Annotated in this window: 23 protein-coding genes and 2 pseudogenes; 14 read left to right on the top strand and 11 right to left on the bottom strand. The window is 60.2% G+C overall.

The genetic code is table 11. The features are described from left to right. The first annotated feature begins 21 nt into the window (after positions 1 to 21). The 4 genes from SB822_RS47565 (at position 22) to SB822_RS47550 (ending at position 2,924) form a co-directional block, all read left to right on the top strand. On the top strand, positions 22 to 456 hold the full coding sequence (locus tag SB822_RS47565; protein ID WP_410857981.1) for a hypothetical protein: 435 nt from the start codon (positions 22 to 24) through the stop codon (positions 454 to 456). An 11-nt stretch (positions 457 to 467) separates the two neighbouring features. Beyond that, a complete protein-coding gene (locus SB822_RS47560; RefSeq protein ID WP_410857980.1) occupies positions 468 to 1,247 on the top strand; it encodes a hypothetical protein in 780 nt (259 codons plus the stop codon). Between the two features lie 269 nt (positions 1,248 to 1,516). Beyond that, complete coding sequence (locus tag SB822_RS47555; RefSeq protein WP_410857979.1) at positions 1,517 to 2,599, top strand: primase-helicase zinc-binding domain-containing protein; 1,083 nt, start codon at positions 1,517 to 1,519, stop codon at positions 2,597 to 2,599. 103 nt (positions 2,600 to 2,702) lie between these two features. Next, positions 2,703 to 2,924 carry a hypothetical protein gene (locus tag SB822_RS47550; protein ID WP_410857978.1) on the top strand — a complete coding sequence of 74 codons (222 nt, stop codon included), beginning with the start codon at positions 2,703 to 2,705 and terminating at the stop codon, positions 2,922 to 2,924. 71 nt (positions 2,925 to 2,995) lie between these two features. On the opposite strand, the gene SB822_RS47545 is transcribed toward SB822_RS47550, so the two are convergent. The 3 genes from SB822_RS47545 to SB822_RS47535 all read right to left on the bottom strand — a co-directional run bounded on the left by SB822_RS47545 (position 2,996) and on the right by SB822_RS47535 (position 4,871). Then, on the bottom strand, positions 2,996 to 3,235 hold the full coding sequence (locus SB822_RS47545) for a hypothetical protein (RefSeq protein WP_410857977.1): 240 nt from the start codon (positions 3,233 to 3,235) through the stop codon (positions 2,996 to 2,998). Between the two features lie 233 nt (positions 3,236 to 3,468). After that, positions 3,469 to 3,855: a hypothetical protein gene (locus SB822_RS47540; RefSeq protein ID WP_410857976.1), complete on the bottom strand. Its 387-nt coding sequence runs from the start codon at positions 3,853 to 3,855 to the stop codon at positions 3,469 to 3,471. Continuing rightward, positions 3,852 to 4,871, bottom strand: a complete 1,020-nt coding sequence (locus tag SB822_RS47535) for a PRTRC system protein D (RefSeq protein WP_410857975.1) — start codon at positions 4,869 to 4,871, stop codon at positions 3,852 to 3,854. The genes SB822_RS47540 and SB822_RS47535 overlap by 4 nt, the downstream gene beginning before the upstream one ends. 1,286 nt (positions 4,872 to 6,157) lie before the next feature. On the opposite strand from SB822_RS47535, the gene SB822_RS47530 reads away from it, so the two are divergent. Next, entirely contained in the window at positions 6,158 to 7,285 is a 1,128-nt protein-coding gene (locus SB822_RS47530) for an integrase domain-containing protein (protein WP_410858002.1), read from the top strand. Positions 7,286 to 7,730: 445 nt separating this feature from the next. On the opposite strand, the gene SB822_RS47525 is transcribed toward SB822_RS47530, so the two are convergent. The 8 genes and pseudogenes from SB822_RS47525 to SB822_RS47490 all read right to left on the bottom strand — a co-directional run bounded on the left by SB822_RS47525 (position 7,731) and on the right by SB822_RS47490 (position 12,064). Then, positions 7,731 to 8,399, bottom strand: coding sequence for a hypothetical protein (locus tag SB822_RS47525; RefSeq protein ID WP_410857974.1), 669 nt, complete (start codon positions 8,397 to 8,399; stop codon positions 7,731 to 7,733). A gap of 97 nt (positions 8,400 to 8,496) precedes the next feature. Then, on the bottom strand, positions 8,497 to 8,931 hold the full coding sequence (locus SB822_RS47520; protein WP_410857973.1) for a hypothetical protein: 435 nt from the start codon (positions 8,929 to 8,931) through the stop codon (positions 8,497 to 8,499). Between the two features lie 14 nt (positions 8,932 to 8,945). After that, a complete protein-coding gene (locus SB822_RS47515) occupies positions 8,946 to 9,260 on the bottom strand; it encodes a hypothetical protein (protein WP_410857972.1) in 315 nt (104 codons plus the stop codon). Positions 9,261 to 9,287: 27 nt separating this feature from the next. Beyond that, complete coding sequence (locus SB822_RS47510) at positions 9,288 to 9,704, bottom strand: hypothetical protein (RefSeq protein WP_086909424.1); 417 nt, start codon at positions 9,702 to 9,704, stop codon at positions 9,288 to 9,290. 133 nt (positions 9,705 to 9,837) lie between these two features. Continuing rightward, positions 9,838 to 11,052 (bottom strand): annotated as a pseudogene (locus tag SB822_RS47505) (DUF1173 family protein). Between the two features lie 3 nt (positions 11,053 to 11,055). Then, positions 11,056 to 11,346 (bottom strand): hypothetical protein, encoded by a 291-nt coding sequence (locus tag SB822_RS47500; RefSeq protein WP_086909426.1) that lies wholly within the window; start codon positions 11,344 to 11,346, stop codon positions 11,056 to 11,058. Continuing rightward, positions 11,343 to 11,606 (bottom strand): hypothetical protein, encoded by a 264-nt coding sequence (locus tag SB822_RS47495; RefSeq protein WP_086909427.1) that lies wholly within the window; start codon positions 11,604 to 11,606, stop codon positions 11,343 to 11,345. Before SB822_RS47495 ends, SB822_RS47500 begins: the two co-directional genes overlap by 4 nt. 5 nt (positions 11,607 to 11,611) lie before the next feature. Next, the gene (locus SB822_RS47490; RefSeq protein ID WP_133061183.1) at positions 11,612 to 12,064 is read right to left on the bottom strand and encodes a hypothetical protein; all 453 of its coding nucleotides are present in this window, start codon (positions 12,062 to 12,064) and stop codon (positions 11,612 to 11,614) included. Between the two features lie 483 nt (positions 12,065 to 12,547). Between SB822_RS47490 and SB822_RS47485 the strand changes: the two genes are divergently transcribed. From SB822_RS47485 to SB822_RS47445, 9 genes and pseudogenes are all read left to right on the top strand, one after another. Further along, on the top strand, positions 12,548 to 13,378 hold the full coding sequence (locus tag SB822_RS47485) for a hypothetical protein (RefSeq protein WP_410857971.1): 831 nt from the start codon (positions 12,548 to 12,550) through the stop codon (positions 13,376 to 13,378). 13 nt (positions 13,379 to 13,391) lie between these two features. After that, positions 13,392 to 13,613 (top strand): hypothetical protein, encoded by a 222-nt coding sequence (locus SB822_RS47480; RefSeq protein WP_086909430.1) that lies wholly within the window; start codon positions 13,392 to 13,394, stop codon positions 13,611 to 13,613. Between the two features lie 83 nt (positions 13,614 to 13,696). After that, positions 13,697 to 16,816, top strand: a complete 3,120-nt coding sequence (locus SB822_RS47475; protein WP_410857970.1) for an SNF2-related protein — start codon at positions 13,697 to 13,699, stop codon at positions 16,814 to 16,816. Further along, a complete protein-coding gene (locus SB822_RS47470) occupies positions 16,813 to 17,061 on the top strand; it encodes a hypothetical protein (protein ID WP_336598631.1) in 249 nt (82 codons plus the stop codon). The genes SB822_RS47475 and SB822_RS47470 overlap by 4 nt, the downstream gene beginning before the upstream one ends. Positions 17,062 to 17,315: 254 nt before the next feature. Then, a complete protein-coding gene (locus SB822_RS47465) occupies positions 17,316 to 18,986 on the top strand; it encodes a PRTRC system ParB family protein (RefSeq protein ID WP_410857969.1) in 1,671 nt (556 codons plus the stop codon). 34 nt (positions 18,987 to 19,020) lie between these two features. Next, positions 19,021 to 19,560 carry a PRTRC system protein E gene (locus SB822_RS47460; protein WP_410857968.1) on the top strand — a complete coding sequence of 180 codons (540 nt, stop codon included), beginning with the start codon at positions 19,021 to 19,023 and terminating at the stop codon, positions 19,558 to 19,560. Positions 19,561 to 19,572: 12 nt separating this feature from the next. After that, positions 19,573 to 19,791: a PRTRC system protein C gene (locus SB822_RS47455; RefSeq protein WP_028366978.1), complete on the top strand. Its 219-nt coding sequence runs from the start codon at positions 19,573 to 19,575 to the stop codon at positions 19,789 to 19,791. 96 nt (positions 19,792 to 19,887) lie between these two features. Next, a complete protein-coding gene (locus SB822_RS47450) occupies positions 19,888 to 21,033 on the top strand; it encodes a PRTRC system protein F (protein ID WP_410857967.1) in 1,146 nt (381 codons plus the stop codon). 10 nt (positions 21,034 to 21,043) lie between these two features. Further along, positions 21,044 to 21,338, top strand: a pseudogene (locus tag SB822_RS47445) (hypothetical protein); the annotation flags it as partial.

The raw sequence follows: 21,338 nt of genomic DNA, 5'->3' as shown, positions 1-21,338 counted from the left end.
CCCGCTTCTCGGAGAAATCCCATGGAAACAGAAATCGCGGCATGGCAGCTCGACATGTTCGGCGGCGAATTGCCAGTCGTTGTTAGATCGCCCCTCAAGCCCGATCCGTTGCCCGATCCACAGTTTTGGAGCGAAGCGGTGCGCGAGAAGATGGTCGATGCACTGGTAAGCCTTGCTAGGGACAGCCGTCGGGGCGACAACATGCCCGAGTCATTGGCGGACTGCTGTGCGCTGATCAGCGAGAGAATTCGAAACTGTAAAAAGATCGACTTGGAGGACTATCGCGCAACCCTTGGCTGGGTGATGGAATTCTGGGACGGCGCCCTGCCGTACCGTTACGTATGTGAGATCAGTGGTTACCCAGCCGATACGCTGCAGGACATCATCATGGAAAATCCGCTGCTCAGGCGGGACATGGAAGAGGTTCGTCGTAGCTGCTTCGGCTCCTTGCTGTAGGAGAGCCGGAGATGACAGCAACGACATTCGGCAAAGTCCTGAGCGGACTCTTTGGCCTTCGGGAGCCAGTATCAGAGGCGGCAGCGCCCGCACCGGTAGTGGTAGGGCAAGGGGGCCGCAACGAGCGTCAGGTCGTTATCGCAGGCGAGGTGCGGCTGTTCCGCGACGAAGGCGATGTAGTCGTTCAGTTTCGCCCGGCCTTCGATTACCAGTTGCGCGACACGCCTGTCGGCATGAAGCTCGTACCGTCACTCGAACCTCACTGGGCCGTCGTTGACGAACATCCCGGCCCGCTGAGGGACGCGATCGCTGCGGCGATCAAGGCAGCGGCTTCGCCGGTCGCCCGGGAGCGTGAGGCCGCAGAGGCAGAGCGTCCTCGTGCACCTGTGCAAGTCAAGCCAGCTACCAGGCCGGTCGTGATCGAGAATGCGGCGCCAGCGTTGGCGTCGTCCACGAAAGCGTCGGGGCCGCATCGCACGGAGCGTTCGCACTACGGCGTCGTAACGGAGTGGGGCGAGCGCGAGTTCCCCGATGGAAAGCGTCCCGGCAAGACCTACGAGTCGTTCTGCCTGACGCTGGAGAACCGTGGACAGACCCGCCTGTTGCAGGGCGAAGGCTTGCGTGACGCAATCGCCGAGACGCACTGCCGCATTGGTGATCGCGTCGAAGTCCGGCGACTTGGCAAGACGAAAGTGCCCGCAGTCAATTCGCGCGGGGAGCCCATTCTTGACGGAACGGGCGCTCAGGTCCTATGGGACAAGTGGCTGTGGTCTATCAAAAAGAAGTCGTGATGAACATCCAGCACTTCTGATCCCGAACTCTCTCACCTTTGTTCCTGTATCTGCTCACCTTCGCTGCCTTGACCATCCCTCACGGGTGGCCGGGCGCGAAGTGTGGGTTTTTCTTCCTCGCATTCTTCAGTAACTCCAACCGGCAGCGCTCCGTCCTTGCTGAGAAAAGCCGTTCCGCGTGACGTACGCGTAACGGACGGCTTTTCTGAGCAACGGTTTCACCGCCTGTAAAGGCATCGACCTCAACCACACCACTACTGGAGTGACATATGAATGTTAAGGACCTGAAGCTGTCCCCGGAACAGTGGGTAGCGTTGCTCCAGAAGTACGGAGTGCCCGCAACCTCATTGACCGGAAAAGGCGCGCCTTGTCCGATCTGCGGCGGTAACGACCGCTTCACATATGACAACAAGCGCGGCCGCGGCGACTGGGTGTGCCGCAAGTGCAATGAAGGAAGCATGAAGGCCGGCGACGGCTTCGAGCTAATCTGCAAGGCAGCGGGGATCACTTTTCGAGAGTTGATGCTTGAGCTCGAGGGCGGTCCGCTGACGGCGCGCGATACGCCGCGATTTTCTGGTACTGCGCCTTCGCCCGGTCGAAAGGCCGATCCGGCATGGGCCCGAAAGCGACTGGAGTCGATGTGGAACAGCGCCGTGGTGCACGGGCACGACGATCTCGTGTCGAGGTATCTACGTGCGCGAGTGCCCGGTCTCGACCTTCCGTCGTCGCCGGCGCTGCGTCTGGCAATGCTCGAATGTCGGCACGAAAAAAAGGTCATTGGAAAGTGGCCCGGCATTCTCGCCAGATTCACGTTGCCTGATGGACGCCTCGGCACACTTCACCGGACGTTCCTAGATCGGTCTAAGCCTGCGAAGGCAACGATCATCACTAACGATGGCGAAGTCCTGCCTTCAAAGATGAATGACGTGACGCTGCACAAACTCAACGGCGGCGCAGTCCGGCTGATGGATCCGGTCAACGGCGAGATCGGCGTGGGAGAAGGGCTGGAATCGGTGCTCGGCGCGCACATGCTTTTCGGCGTGCCGGTGTGGTACTGCCTCAACCGTGTGCTGCTTTCCGATTTCGTTGTTCCTGAAGGCTATGGAATTCGCGTAGTGCACATCTTCGCGGATTTTGATGCGGTTGATCCGAAGACGCGAAAGTCTCCTGGGATGGCTGATGCGCTGGCGCTTGCGAAACGGCTTCGCGCCGACGGCTATACCACCATCGTTCACCGCCCGAAGGTTCGCGGGACTGACTTCGCGGACGAATGGATGACGTCATGTAACAAGCCTCGCGGTCCAGCCGTCCCTGTGCGGCTCGGCAGCACGCGCGAGGCGCTGCGCATCTGATTGACAGCGGCTTTGTCCGCTCAGTAGTTGTTCTTAACCGCCCGGTGGGGATTCGTCCCCGCCGGGGCCGCAATCCGTCTGGGCCTTTCTCATGGAGAGAAGCATGTTCAAGATGATTGTTGGCCGGTTTGAGATTGTCGCTACTTCGGGTGTTGAAAACGGTTCGGTGCGGGTCGGCAAGTCGCAGGCGCAGGCTTACGATGTGATCGACCGGCGTCGGGCAGTGAATACGAAACCCGAAAAGATCGGCCTGGATCTGGATGACGCGTGGACTTATTGCGTTCGCCATCAGGGTCGAGCTCACGCTATTGCCTTGTTGCATTGACTCAACCCCATAAAGACAAACCCGGCCGATGGCCGGGTTTTTTTCGACTGTACGGACCGCTCGTCCTTCTGTCACCACCACCACGGCCGCGTCTTGACTCGGATCACCGTCCGCAGAAGGTAGTACATCATGATAAGGAATGGGCGAAGAATTCCGATCGCCCAAAGAAAGGCGGTGCCGCAGATGAAAAAGACCCACACCGTGACATCGCAGGTCGGAAAGAGAAGGTCGACAAACATCAATCCCGCAAGGCCGACGGCGATAGCCGCGCGCCGTGCGAGCGGATCGAGAGCCCAGAATCTCTCAAGCATGGTCGCGATCCTTTCGAAGCCACGAAAGCACCGCGCTGCGAAGGTGATACGCCGATTCCCACAGGGCAACACCGACTGCGACGAGGAGCCAAAAGCGCGCGGCCCGAGTCCAGTCCGTGTTAGTGAGTACGTGCAGGAGATCCATCGTTTCTACTCCGTTAGTGAAGCCCTCTATCGCGGGCCGATGACCTATCTTCGCAAATGTGGCGCGAAGTCAAGGACATCGGCCGCGACTAGAAGTCGGCGAACTGGTCGGCGATAGCGTCCGTGTTAAAACGCGGTGTGCCGGTGATCGCCGCCTCGGCAGCGCGCGACTCGAGCGGTTCTGGCGCCGTGGCCGGGGCAGCATCGACAGAGAAGATCGGTGTGGGATCGCTCTCAACCATCTCTGCTACTTCTGTTTTCGGCTGGGGCGTCGCCGGTTCAGTCATGCGCATGACCGGCTCCACGGAAGCGTCGGATGCAACACGTTTCGCGTCCCCCCCGTTGAGCGCCGCTCGCGCGAGCGCCCTGAGTGCGCCCGCGCGCATGCGCTCGTTGTCGAACTGTTTGATGAAGGCGAAAAGATCAGGGTCCGTCGCTTCATTGAGCGTGACTTTGACCACGGCCTTTCCAATCATGCAGCGACTCCCACCGGTTTGCGTTCGCGAACAAGCGTTGCCTCACCAACGATCAGGAAGCCCTTTGCGTTGGCATAGCAGGGAGCGTCGAGCACGTCGAGTTGGACGCGCGGAAACGCGGCGCGTATCGAGGCTTCGTACAGAGCTGCGCCACCACCGGTGAGGACGATCGAGCGCAAATCCGCTGTCCGGCCGACACGGTTTTGCATTTCCTTGACCGTTGCATTGATGATGGCCTGCGACTGTTCCAGATAGGGGATAAGGTCAACATCCTTCCCGTAGAACAGGAGCGGCTTTTTCTCGCGCAGGCATTTGTCGATACGTTCGATATCATCGACCGGTTCCTTCTCGCTCTTTGCGATCAACGACGCAATGCTCTTGTAGACCTGTGACGCACCGCCCGGAGCGCCGCCGCTGCGGCGGTCATTCATCGTGAAGCCGTGAGCGACCACCCAGTCAGTCGTGAAGTAGCCCACATCAATCACCAGATGGGCGTTTTCGCGATCGAAGCGGCTACCGCCGTACTCGGACAACGATACGAGCGATCCTAGGGGTTGCGGCACTACCTTTACGGAGTGGACACGGATATCGCCATGGCCAAAGTTGAGCGTCCCGGTGAACGCATCGCGCAGATGCGCCGAATATTTGTTGATGGTGTGAACAGGGAGCCCCAGCACCATGCGGTCGACCTCGGTGACGCCCGCAAATTGGAGAGATCCCCCGAGTAGCGCTGCATAGTTTGACGTGAGGCAGAAGTCTTCCGATAGCGTTCGACCTGCATTTCCGTATGCGGAGGACAGTTCAACGCCTGGGCCAATCTCGTATGTCGCGCCGTCCACTTCAATCGGCAATACCTTGCGCGCATGCAGCACGCCTTGCCCATAGCTCGAAACTGCCTCGCTCACCGCAATCGGCGTCACCGAGGGAAACATTTGCGTGGCAATGTCCGACCCCATACGGAATGCGCTTTTCGTATTGCCGTAACCGACGTCGACTGCAAATACCGATACCTTCATTGGGCTCTCTCCAGAGTTGTTTATCAATGTTCACTGCGCGTTCGGCCCCAGCAGGGGCCAAGTACGGGCCAAAGATCGTTGTCGCAATGACGGCTTCTGTTCTTGGTCCCTGCTGGGGCCAAGTACGGGCCGAAGAGTCGCTGCCGCAATGACGTCTTCTGCTCTTGGGGCCGAGTTGGGGCCAACGTTGGCCCCACAACCGCGAGTGACGTTCCAACTCTATCGGCTGACGATCAAAGTCAAGGAAGCTAAAGCTCGCAACATTTAGGGAGCTTTAACGATTTCGGGAGCGGCGAGCGCAGCTATTCTCTTCGTTACCCACCGCGCGATCAGCGCATCGACCTCCGAGTTTCACCATTGAAGGGATCGCTTTGCCTGGCGAAAACCCTTCCTGTCACAGGCCGCATTCTGACGCGGCCTTTTTCTGAATCAAATCAAGTGCACCATGGTCCACACTGAGGACCCCGGACACGCGATATCCATTGGGTTAGCGGGCGGTTTTGCCCAGATTTGCGCGATGAGGCGACGTGTAAAGCGGACAGTCGGACACTACCGACACTGCGCGCGACGACTCAGACACGCATGGACACACCCTTTCAGCACACGGAGCTGGGACCGTTACATGAAGCCCGACACACAGCGGCAGATTGAGCGGACTTGGGGGTGGGGGTATGTAGTCGCGGTCAAAGCGAACACATCCCTGTACGGAAGACGAACGGCGGGCGCGGCCGGAGAAAGAAGTGCGCAAAAAGTATTGCCGGGCATTTGGCCAAAGTCGTGCGAGTCGATAGACAGACGCACACGGGCACGCGAAGCGTGTCGCAGGCCGGCACGGTAGCCAGAGCAGTCGGCGGAGTCGGGATCGCGGAGCGAAAGAGCGCTGCGGCCCGACCTGTGAGACAGCGGACCCGATCAACGACGATGGACTCTGCAAAGGCAGATCCGTTGCGGTGATGGCAGGGAAAGCAGGTATCGCAGGCAGGCATCGCGCGCGAGCGCGGCGTCTTGCAGCAGGCAGCAGATGGACAGTCGATGCACGTCTCTTCCACGTGCGGGGCTGATCGAATGGAATCGCTAAAGGACAGGAAGGCAGTACCCGGCGGGGAACGCAACGCGCAGCGCGGTCAGGTTGATGCAGGGGATAGGCTCCCGGCGTGCCGCCCGCAGTGCGAACGACGACGACCGTGAGAAGCGGGCAGGTTGAAAACGGTATCCGGCGCCGCGGCTTGCGGACAGGTAGCTGTGCAGCGATGGCTGCACGGCGCTATATGCATGGGGACATCAGGGTGTCAGCGATATTGAACGTGCGCGCGGTGCTGCGCGACTACTGGTTGGCTGCCGACTTCAAGGCTGCATTGGAACAGCTGCTTCTGGATAACGTGAATCGCGTCCATAGCCGGACGAGAATCAGCGCGAAGCCGCTTTCGATAAAAACGCAGGAGCGCCGGACATTGGCGATCTGCAAGTCGTTTGAAGAGTTGCGCCGGAATGGCTTCGCGCTGCAATCCCCATACTCACTGAAGCGCAAGCATGTCGAGTTTCTCGTCAAGTTCTGGGTCGATGCGAAACAGACCGGGGGGACAATCGAGAACAAGCTGACCTATCTGCGGGCCCTCTGCGAGTGGATGAAGAAGCCGAATCTGATCGGCACGCTGGCCGACTATATCGACCGCGAGCAGCACAACCTCGTGCGCTCGTACGTCGCGCTGCAAGACAAATCGTGGGAAGGAAATGGAATCGACGCTGAAGCCATGATCAACGAGATCGCCGTCACTCATCCGAACGTGGCGGTGCAACTGAAACTCCAGGCGGCGTTTGGACTACGCGTTGAAGAGAGCTTCCTTCTTCGGCCCGAGGAAGCTGTGCGTGAGGATAGTTTGCTCAATGTCACCCGCGGTACGAAAGGCGGCAGGGAGCGCACCGTACCGATAGAACTCAAGCTTGCCGTGCTCGAGGAAGCGGCAACGATGTCGAATCCGTATACCGGATCCACAATTCCACATGGATACACGAAGAAGCAGTGGCGTGAGCACTATTACCACGTGCTCAGGAAGCACGGCGTCACGCAGGCGGGTATAGGCGTAACGAGCCACGGTCTCCGCCATCAGTACCTACAGCAAATGTACGAGCGGATCACTGGCGTCCAGGCTCCGATCAAACAACCCACGGAACGGGTAGACCGTGAGGCGCACAAGGCTGCGATGCAGCGCATTGTTCAGGCAGCCGGACACAGCCGCGCGACTAAGGCGAACGCTTATCTGTCAACGCATGCGGCGATGGATGCGCGAAAGAAACGCTCGATCACGCGGGAAATGGCAATGGAAGCGCTCGCTCAGGCCGGCGGTATAAAGTCTCGGGCGGCCGCAGCTTTAGGAGTCTCAAGACAGGCGCTCTACCGGCTCCTCGAGCGTTGAAGGGGCGAGCGCCAAGTTCACTTGCGGGCCGGCAAGTGCTCCCGACGCCGATACTTCTGGAGGGCTCCATGCCCGCAGATGTCGGAGGACGTACACGTAAGTGTGTCGTTTATTGGGGTGGTCTATAAACGACACACTTCAAGTTCGTTTAAAAACAATGGGTTAGAGGTTCGCGCCGGAAAACGCGTTATACGTGTACGTGAACCTCAGGGAGTCGACGAGAGTTGCCGCTACAAAAGCCACTTCAGAAGCGGGCTAGTCAGTGCATGGTAGGTGATGATTACGCTGATCGCGAGAAGGGTAAGCAGTTGCGGCATCAACTTCTCACGGTGGCGGTACGCGGCGCGGATGTATTCGACAGGTGACATATTTTTTCCGGAAGGTCGTTCGCTCACCGGTGCGGCGAGAGTTGATTCCAGTATGACGCCGCTCTCATGAAGTCAAGTCACCAGCGGTTGCGATCCGGGAGATCGTCGACGGCTGCCGAGACGCGTGTCTCGAACGAGCACCCCTCGTCACCGCCGGTCGCCGGAATGCGCGGAAACTGCACGGACGCCACACCATCGATGTAGACGAAGCGCGCCATCTGCTGCAGCGTGCGGTAACGCGCGGCATCCTCCAGCACCGGGTCGACCGGCCAGAGGTCGCGCGTTGTGATTTTCCCGTCGACGATCTTCTGAGCGAGCATCGACAGGATCGGGCCGCGCTTCTCCCAGTCCTCCGTTGTCCGCGCGAGCAGGTCAAGTACATACGGCGCGTCGATCGGCGAGATCTCCTTGCGAACAAGATCAAGCAGATCGCCTTCCGTAGCGGCCGGTCGATTCAGTCTCGTGTTCCAGATTTTTCCGGCCTCATCGAGCGCGGCGTGCTTGTTGTCGGTGAAGGGGATCCACGGCGTCTGCATTCCACAGTCGTCACACAAGATGCAGCAGAGCTTCTCGGTTGGTGGCTCCGATAGCGATCGCGCCTCCATGTCGTTCATCACGGGGGCGGTGCTGGAGTTGATTTGCAGAAAATCCGTGGAAGGCCTGATGCGGCCCCCAATCACTCGTTGGGACCAGCCGAACGCCCAGTTGCCGCCACAGTGTGCGCAGGGGAATAGTTCATCAGTCATAGCGCTTCCGCAGGTCAGTGTATTTACCTTGGATTGTAATGTTCGCCGACCGGCGTCACTGCACAAAACGACAGGAAAAAGCACCAATTGCGGCAGATCACGATCGCAGGGCGTCAGCGGCCCGGTTGTATGCCTCGTGAGATAGCAGACGTATCGGGCGCAACGATTCGCAGTCGAACATCAGGCGGTAGGCATATCCAACGGGCACAGAGAGGACCTGGCCATTTGAGGACCGGATCTGTTTCCCCTTGAGCGCACAGGGATGGGTGCCGTCCCGCACCTTCGCGAGGACCATTCGAGCCTCTTTCTGAATCGATGGAAGATGCGCAACGCACGACAGGTCGATCGGATCGGCGGCGGATAGTTCTGCCTTGGCGAGACGCTTATACTGCCTTGCGAGCATCTCGGCTTCTTTGGCTTTGGCGATGGCGGCGCAGGTATGGCAGTACTTGCCTTTGCCCGAGTGTCCGCAGGGGAAGTTGCGCTTCATGGTGGTGTCGTCCTTGGGATAGTTGATACACCATTCGACCATGAAGGCTCTCGCAGTCAAGGGAAGGTTGGAGCTGGTTTTAATGGCTCTTTCGCGTGATTGCCGTCGAGCTCGGCCGACAGGTCGAGAATGCGCGCGTCTGCACCCGCGAGCCGTCTCTCCAGCCGCTCTATGTGAGCCAGAGCGACGGCGTACTGGTCGGCGAGCATAGTGAGCGCCCAAAACGGCGTGAGCGCGGCCGAGCAATCCCGGCAGGTGACGATTCCGCCGCGAGGGTCCAGGCGGATGTTGTGATGGTCGCACTCACCGGGCCGGTGAGTGCGTTCGTCGGTGGTGACGCGCAGGCGCGCGAACGGTATGACACTGCTCATGCACGTCCGGTTGGCAAAGGTAGTGGTTTATGGGGCGGTGGGCCGCGACTGTACCGCGGAAGCGGCGTCGGGTGGAAAAAGGGTGCGGGAGATCGTTTCGTCGCGGCGATAATGCTGCTCGATGATGTCGAGGTAACGACGGAACCCATCCGTTTCCAGAGGAGCGACGCGCCCGTTGCTCGCAGCGAACCGCACGTCGGTTGGCGCGTTGGCGTGGCGCTCGATGCTGCCAAGTGCCGCCACATCCGGTAACCACCAGCGATTCCAGCGCGTCGTGAAGTTCAACCAGCCGCGCGTGGCCGCATCCATTTCTACCCAGGACGCCTGAAAGTCGAGAATGGCGCCGAGTGAGCTGAAGAAGGCCATCCGCACGCCATTGTCGTCCGCGGCCGCGACGACGATCTGTTTGCGCCGTTCGTCGACGGGGTCCGTCGAGCTTGCCATGCAGAGTGCCGGGTAACTGACGTGCCAGTCTGCACCACGCGCAACTGCGCGTTGAAGAAAGAAAGAGTTGGATTCCACTGTGACGGTCCTGTTTTGAGCTATGTCTGCTCACTCTATCGACATTGCCAGCAAGTCAAGTCGGCGACGGCAGCGCGACCGAGGAGAGCGGCGACGGCGGTATCCATTCAACACATGGCTCATTGCGTGAAGCGTACAGCGCCTGCTTCTGCAACTTGCGCGCACGGTAGGCATCGTTTGATTCCATGCCGTAGACCTCGATGGCGGTTGGGCGCGCCGTGTCAGTCAGGCGAAAGTCTGGCAGCATGTCGTCCGACTGGTCGCGGCGTAGTGGTTTGTCGAACCGCCGGCGTTCTGCGACGAGACGATTCGCCATCTCGACCTCGTAGCTCGAGTCGCAGGCGATGAACGAGCGGCTGCAAAGCTGCAGCGCGAGATCGATCGCCCGCAGATTGCCGTCCTTCGTGCGTTCAACGACGAGCACAGCGACGATGCGTGCTTCCGGCTTGCCGATCATCGGCCACGCATGCCGGAAAGACCGGGCCGCGTTCTCGATCAACGTCTTCGATGCGTAGAACGTTTCAAACGTCTGGCGCAGACGAATGACGAAACCGTATTTCTATGGGTCGATCGCCTTTATCTCCGCGATGATCACTCCGCGATCCGAGGTTGTGGGCGTCGTGTGAATGCGGCCGAGGAAGGCGTCGAACTCTGCCTTGATGATCGGGAGTTCACTCTCGTCGTAACGCCGCATGACGTGAACGACATCCTGAATCTGCTTCCCGTTCATCTTCCCATCGCCGAGCACAGCAAGGATCCGCGCGCTGCACGTGCCCCAGTTGCGCTGCGCTTCTGCAGACCAATGGTTAAGGCGAGCGTCCTGCCATACGCGTCGCAGAAATCCAAGAAGGGGGGCGGACGGGCGTGACTCGGCGCGCAGAGTGGCGTTCTCTGAGTTTTCCCGGCGTGCCTTCTCGACGGTGCGCACAGTCAGAGAGACGTCCAGCCGCGCATCGAGGCCCGCTGCCGTGTTCCGTATAGCTTCCTGCCCTGTGACGGAAGACGAGCCAGCGTCGGTGGTATCGGCGAAGAAAGAGCAGAGGTCCCGATTGTGATGCATCCCTTCGTCGGGCCAGCGCGCGAGATGGAAGAGTGCGCCATAGCGGCGAACGACGAGTCGTAGTGGCTTGCCGCCGCCGGCGCTCTGGCAGAGACACTCGGCATAGCCGGGCGAGCGCTTCGCCCGTTCGAGCCGTGTCGCGAAACGCGCGGGATTGTCCTGCACGTCCTCGAGGGACGTCACCAGGCCATCGAAGCGGACGTTTGTCATCGGTCAGTTCCGTAGGAAGTCTGCTATCGAAATGCCGTTGCTCGCGCGAAACGCGTACGTCCCGAGTAGCTTGCTCACCTGCCGAACGCTACTGGCAAACTGGTCGAGGTGGTGTTGTGTTGGGAAGCGTGCAACGATGCGTCGCAGTATGCCGGGAGCGATGTAGTCCCGCTGTTCGATATAGCCGTCGCCAATCAGGGCGTCCATCCAGCAGTCCGGAAGTCCTAATGCGGCGGCGCTGCTGGCGCCTTGCCCACGCGTTGTATCGAGGAATTCAAAGACGATCGTGATCAAGGTTGGACCTTTGCGGTACGGAGCGCGTCGGCGAGCCTGGCCATCCGCCCGAGCGGGATGATGCGCTCGATGGTCGAGGCGTCGATGACGTGGCGAGCGCCTGTTGCATTCTGAAACTCGAGGAAGGTCACGCCGTCAACGACGTGCTTGCCGATGAAAGTGCGTTCCAGCAAAAAACCGGGGAAATAACCGTTAGACAGCGCGATCGCGCGTGTCTCAATGCAGTAGCCCGTAGCGGGCAATAGTTGTTCGTGTTGCATTGCGCTCAGGGCCGCGCGGGCTTGTGCTTTACCCGATAAGCATCGAGGAGTGAAATTGCACCGATCGCTGTAGCAAACGCGTTGAACAGGGCGAGGGCTATCAGCCACGCTGTGCGCCGGTCGTGCGCAGCGATCTCTTGAGCGCGCTCCCGCTCGGCGATCGCAAGATTGGCGCGCTGCGCGCTTAGTGATTGGCTCAGCGCATCTTCAGAGCGCACTTCGTGACGTGCCAGAACGCCGGAGCGAAGGTCAGGCGGCAAGTCTTTGATCGCATCCGAGACACCCGTCAGTTCCGAGACGATTGCGGTGTCGATCACCACACCGACGGCTGCGCGTTGTGGTTGCAACTGGATTCCGGCAAGGCCGATCGTGGCCGTCGACGTGAGCACGGCGATGGCGAGGATGGACAGCGTGGCGCGTTGACTAAATTTCATGTTGACCGATGATGTTGGCCGCAAGGGCAGCGCTGCTCCCTATTTTCGAGCGAACGCCTTTCTCACGGGCGCACAAAGGGAGCGGAAAAACTGGAGCATTCCCCTTTTCAGCGGTGATAGTTCGAAAGCGTCATGTAAGTGCTTGGCCGGAAAGAGATAGCAAAACCGCCACCATTCTCGGGATTGGTCCGTAACGCGTTAATGGGCGGCGGACCTGTCATCTCATGGCGGTTGCTCCGCAGCGTCAGAGGGATGGGCCTCGGTCTAGCCCAGAGTCGCAGTTATCCACAAGTTTGTCCCCCGAAAGTGGGGATAACTCTGGGCGGGCCGCGGAAAGAGACGAGGCGAAATTGCCGTCATTCGACCGTGTCGACAGCTTCGCGCGTCGTATTGTTTACCCATCACCCGCGCATACGCGCATCGACTGACTGCGCATCAGCGCAAATTCACCTGACGGCCGCTCTTAGGCCGCTCATTCAACCCAGACGGGAACCATCCCGCTCTGGCGTGGTGTGCCCCGTCAATATCATCGAGGGAAACACCATGTACACAGCACTTGTTCAGCAGTTCAAGGACGCACAAACGAAGGCGGCCGCTGCCTATCTTGAAGTAAGGGCAGCAGAAACCGCGCTTTTCCCGGGCGACGGTCAGTATTGCTACCGCGCTGCAGAGTCCCGATCCGAATACAAGACGGAGCGTGAACTGAGCGACTTCTGCAATCGACTGTCGCATGTACTCGTCAGAGAGGCGGTGCGACGCTTTTCGCCGCCCGGAGGACGGCTGGAGATCGACGACAACAAGGAACTCCAGAAGGCTTCCGTCGATATTAGCGGGGCGCTCAAAGCGGGGAAGTGTCCTGACTTCGATGCTTTCTGGGCTCATCTCGAACGCACGTACAGCGGCGACGCTGGAAAGCGTATCGCTTTGATCCAGGCCGCGAAGCTGATCATTGACGGGTTCAACATTCGTCCGAACTCCGAGATCAAGCGGACGTCGAGCGCAATCGTGCTTGAGGGGCGCATCTGGAGCGAGCCGTGCCATCGGTCAAGCGCCCGGAAGCCGACCTATCACTCACAGCAGACAGTCGCCAGCATCACGCGCGGGCTCGGTGCCTTCGCAGGGCATGCTGGCTTCGACGCGCTTGCCTCGGTGCTCAGCCATGGTGGCCTGCTCGACTACCACTTCGAGACGCGCGAAAAGGTGTCTTTCCAGGGTCTCGACATCGTGATGTACAACGAGAAGTGGCAGTTTAAGTTCTCGCACGAGGTGGGGGACGCGCTTTCGTTGTTCATCAGCGAGTATGGCGCGGAATACCTTGCCTCACGTGATCGGTATTGAGGCGGAAGCAGCCATGTTCCGTCAACGCATCTTCCGTTTCTCCCGCCTTGTCGCGCAGACGTATGCGCTCCCGCACGACGTTCTCGTAACGATCGTGAGGGCGAGTGATCGTTACTCGCCCGCGCTGCGTGCAGCCGCCCTGCGCCACATCGTGCTGCAGGCTCCGTTGCACGTGACGGGCGGCCAGCCGTTCGCCGCACGCCGGCGAGCTGTTCGCAGGTTCTATCAGTTGTAGTTTTTGTCCCGCCGCGCAGTACATCGGCGTTCTTTCTTCGGCCCGCTTTTACGCGGGCCTTTTTTCTTTTTATGGATGCAATCATGCAGAGAGACCTGTTTTCTTTCGAGCCCGACTGGTACGAGCCTTTACGTTCGCTCATCAGTCTCGGCTCACAGGCTGCACCGGTCGCTCACCAGGGCGAACTGGCCGCGGCGCGACGGCAGCACCTCGGGCAGTTTTTCACGCCGGACGCGATCGCCGCCTTCATGTGGAGTTTCATCAGTGGCTGGCGTCTCAACCGTCGCATCCGTCTGCTCGATAATTCGGTCGGCTCTGGTCGGCTTTTTCAGTACGCTGACCCGGAGCGATATGCGGTGTATGGCGTCGACGTCCATGCGGAGGTAATCACGCGATGTCAGAAGGTGTTTGAGGACGCAGCGTTCGACTGCGAATTCAGGCACGCGGGGATGGAGGACATCCAGCCCACGAACTTCGACATCGCGATCATCAATCCGCCGTTTTCAGTGCATCTGGAGTCACCGCATCTGAAGCCTTTTCCCTGCACCACGTGGGGCAGATACGGGGCCAACACCAGCGCACTGAGTCATGAGTATTCGGTGCATCAGGCGCTGGACGCGGCGAACATCGTTGTTGCCTTGCTTCCGATCACGACGGCCGAAGCCGTCATGACCGGCGGGTTGGGAGACTCGGCGCGACGCCGCGCAGCGGGTCTGTTCGAGTTGCCGCCCGATGCGTTCAGGTCGGAAGGAGCAAACGTAAGGACCGCTGTTGTGGTGTTCGACCGATACCGCTCAAGGCCTTCGGATTTTGTCCGAACGAAAGTCGAAAACCTCGCGCTGCCGGGGCCCGACCTCGGTTTGCATTACGAGGATCGAAGCTTTGGCGAACCGCGCGTGCGCTTCCAGAAGCTCGATGACAGCGTGCCGGCCATCACTCGTCCTGTGACGGGCGACAAGTCTGTCGTCATCTCGCATGACGGCCGACGCATCCGTCTCGGCTTCGCGTGTGGGTTCAACGAGGCGATGGTGCTCAACAGTGTCTTCGTTGAGCGCATCTATTCGCGTGACGGCCACCGGCTGCCGCGCGGCTTTCGGTATGCCGGTCAGGGACTGCTCGATCTTGAGACGTATCTGATGCAGGACCATCCGCGAGCCGCGCTGGACAGACTGCTCGACCGTATCCGCAGTGTTGGAGGCGCACCGCAGTTCGCACCGGGTTTCCTCGAGCACTTCGAGCGGCGTGCGAGAAGATGCATCCGGCAGGCCACGCCGCTCAGACATGTGGCGTGGACGACGGGTGCGGGCTCTTCGGATAACGTCACCGGCAAGGCGCGCGAGACCCACAAGGTTGACGCAACACGCTGGGCGAGTCCGCTGGTGATGGCGGGCGAATCAGTCAACTTCGCACGCGAGGATGACGGTCGCTACCGGTACGTCGTGAAGGGCGCTAACTACCATCTGTCGGTCGACGAGTTGAACGCGCGATTCGCGGTCGAAAACGTCGCCGAGGGTTGGGAGGTGGTGCACGAAGGCCTCGCTGTGAAGTTTCCGCAGCAGGCCGCGGCGCTGAAGGCCAGGGTCCAGTCGTTGGGTATCGATCAATGGCTTGACTGGGAGTTTCAGACTGAGGATCTGGTCGAAACGCTGATGAAGCCGTCAGGCTGTGTGATTGCGTGGGAGCAGGGCTGCGGCAAGTCGCGCCTCGCGATCGCGCTCATTCTCGCTTCGCAGGTCAGGCATGGACTCATCGTTGTGGAGTCCCGCCTGATCGACGAGATGATGAATGAGATTGCACAGCTGCCGGTCGACGCCGATGACGTAAAAGTCATCGGTCGCGCGGCTGACCTGACTGACCTGCGGCGGATCAACCTGATCTCGTATGAGCGGCTTCGTATGCCCGTCGACAAGGACGCGTCCAAGCGCGTGACATATGCGCATCGTCTGCGTCGACGCATCGGTCTGCTGGTTGCCGATGAAGGCGAGCGGCTTGCCAATCCGACAAGCGATCAGAGTCGCGCGCTGTGGCAACTGTCTGCTCGGCGTCGTTATGTGCTCACCGGTTCCCCAATCCCCAACTATCCGCGTGACGCTTTTGGGCTGATCGCGTTTTCCGGGGGTGACGGGACCGCGGCGCAGCCTTACGGCTATCGCCTCGGCTATCTGGAGCAGAACTGGATTAACACCGTCGAGTATGCGATGCGCGGCGTTGACCGGTTCCGGGATGACTTTGTAGTGCTCGAATGGGTCACGTGGCAGTTCGCGGAAAGCCTGCAGGAAGGGGCGAAACGTGAAGTGCCCAAGATCGGCAATCTGCATGGTTACCGGGCGATGCTGGCGCCGCATATCAAACGGCGGCTGGTAGCTGAACCGGAAGTCGCGAAGTACATCAGGATCGATCCGCCTGAATTCGAGGTGGAGACGGTGGACTGGGACAGTGGGCATCTTGCCGCTTACCTGCGCGCGGCCGACGAATTCGCTGACTGGTATCGCTCATCGCGCGACGACAGGAAAGCGTGCAATCTCGTCACAATCCTCGCGCGTATCCGTGCGGTGCATTTTGCCGCCAACTATCCGCAGTACGGGATGGAGGGCGTCGAGCGCATCGGTGGCGTGACGAGCAAGCAGCGTGCAGTTATTTCGCGCATGCGCGAGATCGCCGCAGAAGGCAAGCAGGCGATCGTGTTCGCGGAGAACCCGGGCGTGCTGGATCTGCTCGCACGCGAACTTGCGTCGCACGGTGTGCAGTCGGTGCCGTTTCACGGCGAGATTCCGATCAAGCGCCGCGTGTCCGACAAGGACAAGCGGTTTCTGACGGGACTGGCCACGGGGCTTCTGGCAACGAAGGCGTCGGGGCGCGCGGGCTACAACCTCCCGAACGCTGACTACATCCTGTTTTACGACCGGTCGTGGACGTGGCGCATCGAGTATCAGGCGATGCGGCGCGCGCTGCGCTGGAACCGGAAGGGGACCCTGAAGGTGCTGTATTTCCATTTGCCCGGCAGCATTGACGAGTATCAGGACCAGATGGTTGCGCACAAACGTGATGCAACCCAGGCAGGATTGGACTGGGCGACGCCCGAGTTCGAAGACGAAACGTTCCTGCACATGGATTCGCTGCTGGACCGTTTTGTACATGACCTTGCATTGATTGCCGATCGAGAGAGCGGCGACATGCGCAAACTGTTGAAGGAGGCAGCATGAAGGAAGCAAAAGTGTCCGTGCTCGTCGGTGAAGGCGTCGTGACCGTGAAGCGCGAGGGTTCAAACCGCGCGCTTCAGGCCAACATTCTTGGCACGGTCGAAGCAGACGGTGTCGAGGTGCTATGTCTTGACCGGCTCGTGCATGCGAGCCACGAGCAGCAGTTCGGCGAGTGGACGTTGTCGGGCGCGGTGACGACGCTGCTGTCGCGTCCGCTGGCTGTTCCGGAGGCAGTTTTGCCTCAATAGGTGGTGTCAGCGCCGTCATGGCGCAGAGCCCGCTCCTTATCCAAACCCGGCTTCGTGCCGGGTTTTTTCGTTTACGCGAAAGGCACGGCGTTTACGCGAGCTTTGCACGCCGTTAGCGCTGCGCGCGGCGGTATCTTGGCGTTATCACCCGCGTCCCTGACGCATCGACTCGCCGGCTTAGGCCGGTCTATTGTTGTTCAACCCTTCGGGAACTCACTCCCGGCGGGGCTGGGTTCCCTCCCCGGAGACCCACAATGCAACAGCAACCTACTCTTGCCCTCAAACAGATCACCATCGCTGCCAATCCACGCACGTACTTCGACGCGGCGGAAATGGAAGAGCTGACGGCTTCGGTCCGCGAAAAGGGCGTCATCCAGCCTGTCATTGTTCGCACGCTCGCCGGTGGCGGATTCGCGCTCGTCGCAGGTGGCCGCAGATACAGAGCGGCCATGACGGCGCATGGCGAGGATTACGAGATACCCGTCGTCGTTAAGGAGATCGATGAAGTCGAAGCCAAACAGCTTGCGATCATCGAAAACATCCAGCGCGCGGATATGTCGCCTGCCGAGGAAGCCATTGCGGCGGCCGAGCAGGTCGGCCTGTGCAAGGGCGATCGCGACGAAGTCGCGCGCATCTTCGGATGGTCACGTGCCACGCTCGACAAACGCCTCGCACTGATGAACTGCAGTGCATCCGTTCTGGAAGCGCTCAACACCCGTCAGATCCTTCTGGGTCACGCGGAGCTGCTGGCCGCGCTCCCGAAGGAGACGCAGGACAAGCTGCTGCCCGTCATCATCAAGGAAGGCAAGCCGGTCCCCGAATTGAAGAAGACGATCGAACAGGTTGCCTGTTCGTTGTCTGCCGCAATCTTCGACAAGACCGACTGCGCGAACTGTGCTCACAACTCGTCCACCCAGGGCGAGATGTTTGGCGAATCCATCGCCACGGGCAACTGTACGAACCGTACCTGTTTCAACGAGAAAACGGAGAAACAGCTTGAGGCGGTCGCCGCTAATCTTCGCGATGATTTCCCCGTCGTGCGCATCGTGCGCGCGGGCGACAACCACACCCGGATACAGCTTGCTGTGGAGGGTGCAAAGGGAGTCGGCGAAGAACAGGCGAAAGCCTGCCACGCGTGCCAGAACTACGGCGCGGCGGTGAGCGGTCTGCCTGACTCGATCGGCAAGGTCTACAAGGGTCAGTGCTTCGACACCGTCTGCAACATGAAGATGGTTGCGAAGCGCCTGCAGGCTGAAAAAGCTGCTGCCGAGCCGAAGCCTGAAGCGAAGGGCGGTGGAACTGGTGCAGCGAAGCCTGCTGCCAAGGCTTCCGGCACCGCCCAGTCGACGACGAGCAATCCGCCGGCGACAGTCGTTGCCGAATCGGACCGCATCAAGACGTATCGCGTGGCGCTGTGGCGTAAAGCTCTGCGTCGTGAGGTCGGCCAGAATCCTGGGCTGGCCCAGCGATACCTCGTCTCGATCGCTCTCGCCGGACAGGCCCGCTGCGTCGATGACTCGACGTTGAAGGGCATCTGGGAAAAGCTGACCGAAGAAAAGATCGCGGTGTCGGACGTGGCCAAAGCTGCGACGTCTGTGGCCGCGGCGGATGACGCCAAGCTCGCGCTTGCTGTCACCGGCGTCACGGTCGCCGCGATCCAGGGTCTGGACGTTCATCATCTGACCAGTCTGTGCCGTCATCATCGACTCGACCTCAACCAGCACTGGAAGCTCTGCAAAGAGTTTCTGGAACTGATCACGAAGTCGGAAATGATGGTGGTGGCCGACGAGCTTGGCATTCGTGCCGCGCTCGGCGACGAGTTCAAGAAGGTGTTCGGCAAATCGAAGGCGGAAGTCATCGATGCGCTGCTCAACGTCAAGGGCTTCGACTACACCGGAAAGATTCCGAAGGTTCTGAAGTATTAACGCGCTCTGGCGCATCGACCGAAGTGGACAGACAGTGCCCGCTTCATTTCTCTTATGGACTGCCCACGGGCGGTCCTTTTTTATTTGTGGAGTCTTTATGTTCGTTGAACTTGAACCGCTGTTGAAGTCGTGTGGTGGCCTGAAGCTGGCGCTGAAGATGAAGGGTGATGCGATGGTCGTGGTTGTTTTGCCGGAAGGCGAGGCGAAAGACACGGCGTTGCGTCAGCCGCTCGTCATGACCGCGACGGCGGCGGAACTGGATGCCGGCTTTGCCGAGCATCTGGCGACGTACACCGGCGCTCATGCGTCGCTAGCCGAACAGGTGGCTGCGACAACGGCGATCCTCGGTGAAGCCCAGAAAGCGCAAGTCACGAAAGCGACCAAAGCCCTCTCGGGCAAGGCTGGCAGAAGTACACCAGCCTCGGCCAAAGCCTCCCCAGATGGGGACATTGATGATGACGACAGTGAATCGACGGAGTCGGATGCGCCGGCCGCCGGGAACGAAGGCGAAGCGGACGCTCCGGCGGCTGCTGAGCCTGTTTCGAGCGGCACCGACCTCGCTTCGCTCTTTTAAGGAGGCACGGTCATGTCGATTTCGATCACCGCGCTCGTTCGCCAGTTCTCTTACAACGGCGTTGCATTTGCCGATCCCGGCCCGGCGTTCTCGCCCGAAGACGTTCGCGATCTCTACTCGGCGCAGTATCCCGAGCTGACGACTGCGTCCGTCGATGGTCCCGAGATCTCGGGAGATGTCGCGACCTACAAGTTTGTCCGCGCGGCGGGCGCCAAGGGTTCGTATGCGTAAGCAGACGCTTCTCAAGGCTCTTGCCGACCCGGCCAACGGGTTCAATCAGGAACCGCCCGAGAGGGCGGTTTTTTTATATGACGACGAGGTTCGCCAATGCTGTTCGATCCTTCATTCACTGATAGAGCGGTCGATGCAGGCGTCGGTACGTCCTGGCAACCGCCAGTCGCTGCCGTTGCCCAGTATCGACCTGCCGATTGTGTTCTGACGCTGCCGGATGTTTCTGAGGAAGTGCCCGCGCGTGCGTCGGTCAAATGGCGAAACGATGCATCGCTTGATGCGATCGTGCTCGAGCAGTTTCGGCATGGTCCGCTTCTCGCGGCCGACGTGGAGGCGCCGGCCAGTCCGGTCGACGCATTCCAGCAGGCATTCTTTGCATGGGTGCGCCGGCAATTGCCAGCGCCGCTTCGCTTTCTGTCGTTCCGACTTGAGCTTTGCGACACGAATGCGGTGATGGATGCCATCCATCATCAGTATGAGCACGATGATTTCAAGCCCCGCACGCCGTTGCATCTGGGCGTGAAGTGCATGGACGAGTGGGTGCACGAGGTGGGAGCCTTTGCAGAACCGTTGCGCCGTGCCCATCCGCTTTTGTTGCACACGATTTTCAATATCGTTGATCGCGTCTCCGGTAAGACAGTCCTGATCCGTACCCCTGGCTGGTTCCTGTGCGAAGCGTCCTGCTTGCACTGGGAGGGTGACGAGAACGCGACTGACGAAGGCGTGCGCGAGTGGCTGAAGGACTTCTATGGTGGGGATGACGATGTGATTGATCGTTATCTTCCGTCCGAGCTGCGGCCGCTGCTTTGTCCCGACGAAGTCCGCGATCCAGACAAGATCAAGGGGCGACGTGTTCGCTCCTCGGTCCTCTCGGATAACGAACTGCGGCTGTTGCGGACGGCTTCACCGGGCATGGTCGCAAGGGTCTGTGACCAACTGCTCGTCCTGAAGCAGCTGTTACGCAAGGCTGGCAAGTCCGACTGCCTGGCTGATGGCTATGACGCACAGCAGCTGTATTCGGGCTGCACGTTTGTCCTCGCACACAACGAGCGCACAGGCGAACTGCTCGACGACCACATGAACAACGCGTTCTCGGCGGGTGAATCGTCCGAGTACAGCCGTTTCATTTCCTTTTCCGACACACGACGGGGCATCCGCCAGCAGTACGCGCAATGGAGCCTCGGTCTTCGCATGCTCCATCACCTCGATCGCCTGATGGCGCTGGTGGTGGACCCTAACTAGGAGTTTCTCCATGAATGATGTTTCAATTGGCCAGACGGGTCACGACGTGACGCTGTCATCGGCCCTGTTGCTCTATACCGGTCCGAACGGCGCGCACTATGCAACGGCGCATCCGGTCGCGGCAGAGCCCAGGACGGGACGCCCGATTATTGGTGCAGGCCGGCCGCTGGATCGCAAGGCGCTCGTCGTGGCCCTCATGCAACTGGATCGCAATGCGGCGCCCAAGGGTGATTTCCTTCCGGCCACGGTGCTCGGTATCACGTCGGCCGCAGTGACGTGGTGGTGCCCGCCGGCGCTCCGACGCG

The organism is Paraburkholderia sp. SIMBA_054, from assembly GCF_046534875.1.
In the GTDB taxonomy this organism is placed as follows: domain Bacteria; phylum Pseudomonadota; class Gammaproteobacteria; order Burkholderiales; family Burkholderiaceae; genus Paraburkholderia; species Paraburkholderia hospita.
Note: the sequence above shows the minus strand (reverse complement) of the source record. Positions and strands in the feature narration are given on the sequence as shown.

Bases quoted from the DNA above. Each gene is read 5' to 3' on its own strand.
- SB822_RS47565 (WP_410857981.1), top strand. From the start codon at position 22: ATGGAAACAGAAATCGCGGCATGGCAGCTCGACATGTTCGGCGGCGAA.
- SB822_RS47560 (WP_410857980.1), top strand. From the start codon at position 468: ATGACAGCAACGACATTCGGCAAAGTCCTGAGCGGACTCTTTGGCCTT.
- SB822_RS47555 (WP_410857979.1), top strand. From the start codon at position 1,517: ATGAATGTTAAGGACCTGAAGCTGTCCCCGGAACAGTGGGTAGCGTTG.
- SB822_RS47550 (WP_410857978.1), top strand. From the start codon at position 2,703: ATGTTCAAGATGATTGTTGGCCGGTTTGAGATTGTCGCTACTTCGGGT.
- SB822_RS47545 (WP_410857977.1), bottom strand. From the start codon at position 3,235: ATGCTTGAGAGATTCTGGGCTCTCGATCCGCTCGCACGGCGCGCGGCT.
- SB822_RS47540 (WP_410857976.1), bottom strand. From the start codon at position 3,855: ATGATTGGAAAGGCCGTGGTCAAAGTCACGCTCAATGAAGCGACGGAC.
- SB822_RS47535 (WP_410857975.1), bottom strand. From the start codon at position 4,871: ATGAAGGTATCGGTATTTGCAGTCGACGTCGGTTACGGCAATACGAAA.
- SB822_RS47525 (WP_410857974.1), bottom strand. From the start codon at position 8,399: ATGACTGATGAACTATTCCCCTGCGCACACTGTGGCGGCAACTGGGCG.
- SB822_RS47520 (WP_410857973.1), bottom strand. From the start codon at position 8,931: ATGGTCGAATGGTGTATCAACTATCCCAAGGACGACACCACCATGAAG.
- SB822_RS47515 (WP_410857972.1), bottom strand. From the start codon at position 9,260: ATGAGCAGTGTCATACCGTTCGCGCGCCTGCGCGTCACCACCGACGAA.
- SB822_RS47510 (WP_086909424.1), bottom strand. From the start codon at position 9,704: ATGGCAAGCTCGACGGACCCCGTCGACGAACGGCGCAAACAGATCGTC.
- SB822_RS47495 (WP_086909427.1), bottom strand. From the start codon at position 11,606: ATGCAACACGAACAACTATTGCCCGCTACGGGCTACTGCATTGAGACA.
- SB822_RS47480 (WP_086909430.1), top strand. From the start codon at position 13,392: ATGTTCCGTCAACGCATCTTCCGTTTCTCCCGCCTTGTCGCGCAGACG.
- SB822_RS47475 (WP_410857970.1), top strand. From the start codon at position 13,697: ATGCAGAGAGACCTGTTTTCTTTCGAGCCCGACTGGTACGAGCCTTTA.
- SB822_RS47470 (WP_336598631.1), top strand. From the start codon at position 16,813: ATGAAGGAAGCAAAAGTGTCCGTGCTCGTCGGTGAAGGCGTCGTGACC.
- SB822_RS47465 (WP_410857969.1), top strand. From the start codon at position 17,316: ATGCAACAGCAACCTACTCTTGCCCTCAAACAGATCACCATCGCTGCC.
- SB822_RS47455 (WP_028366978.1), top strand. From the start codon at position 19,573: ATGTCGATTTCGATCACCGCGCTCGTTCGCCAGTTCTCTTACAACGGC.
- SB822_RS47450 (WP_410857967.1), top strand. From the start codon at position 19,888: ATGCTGTTCGATCCTTCATTCACTGATAGAGCGGTCGATGCAGGCGTC.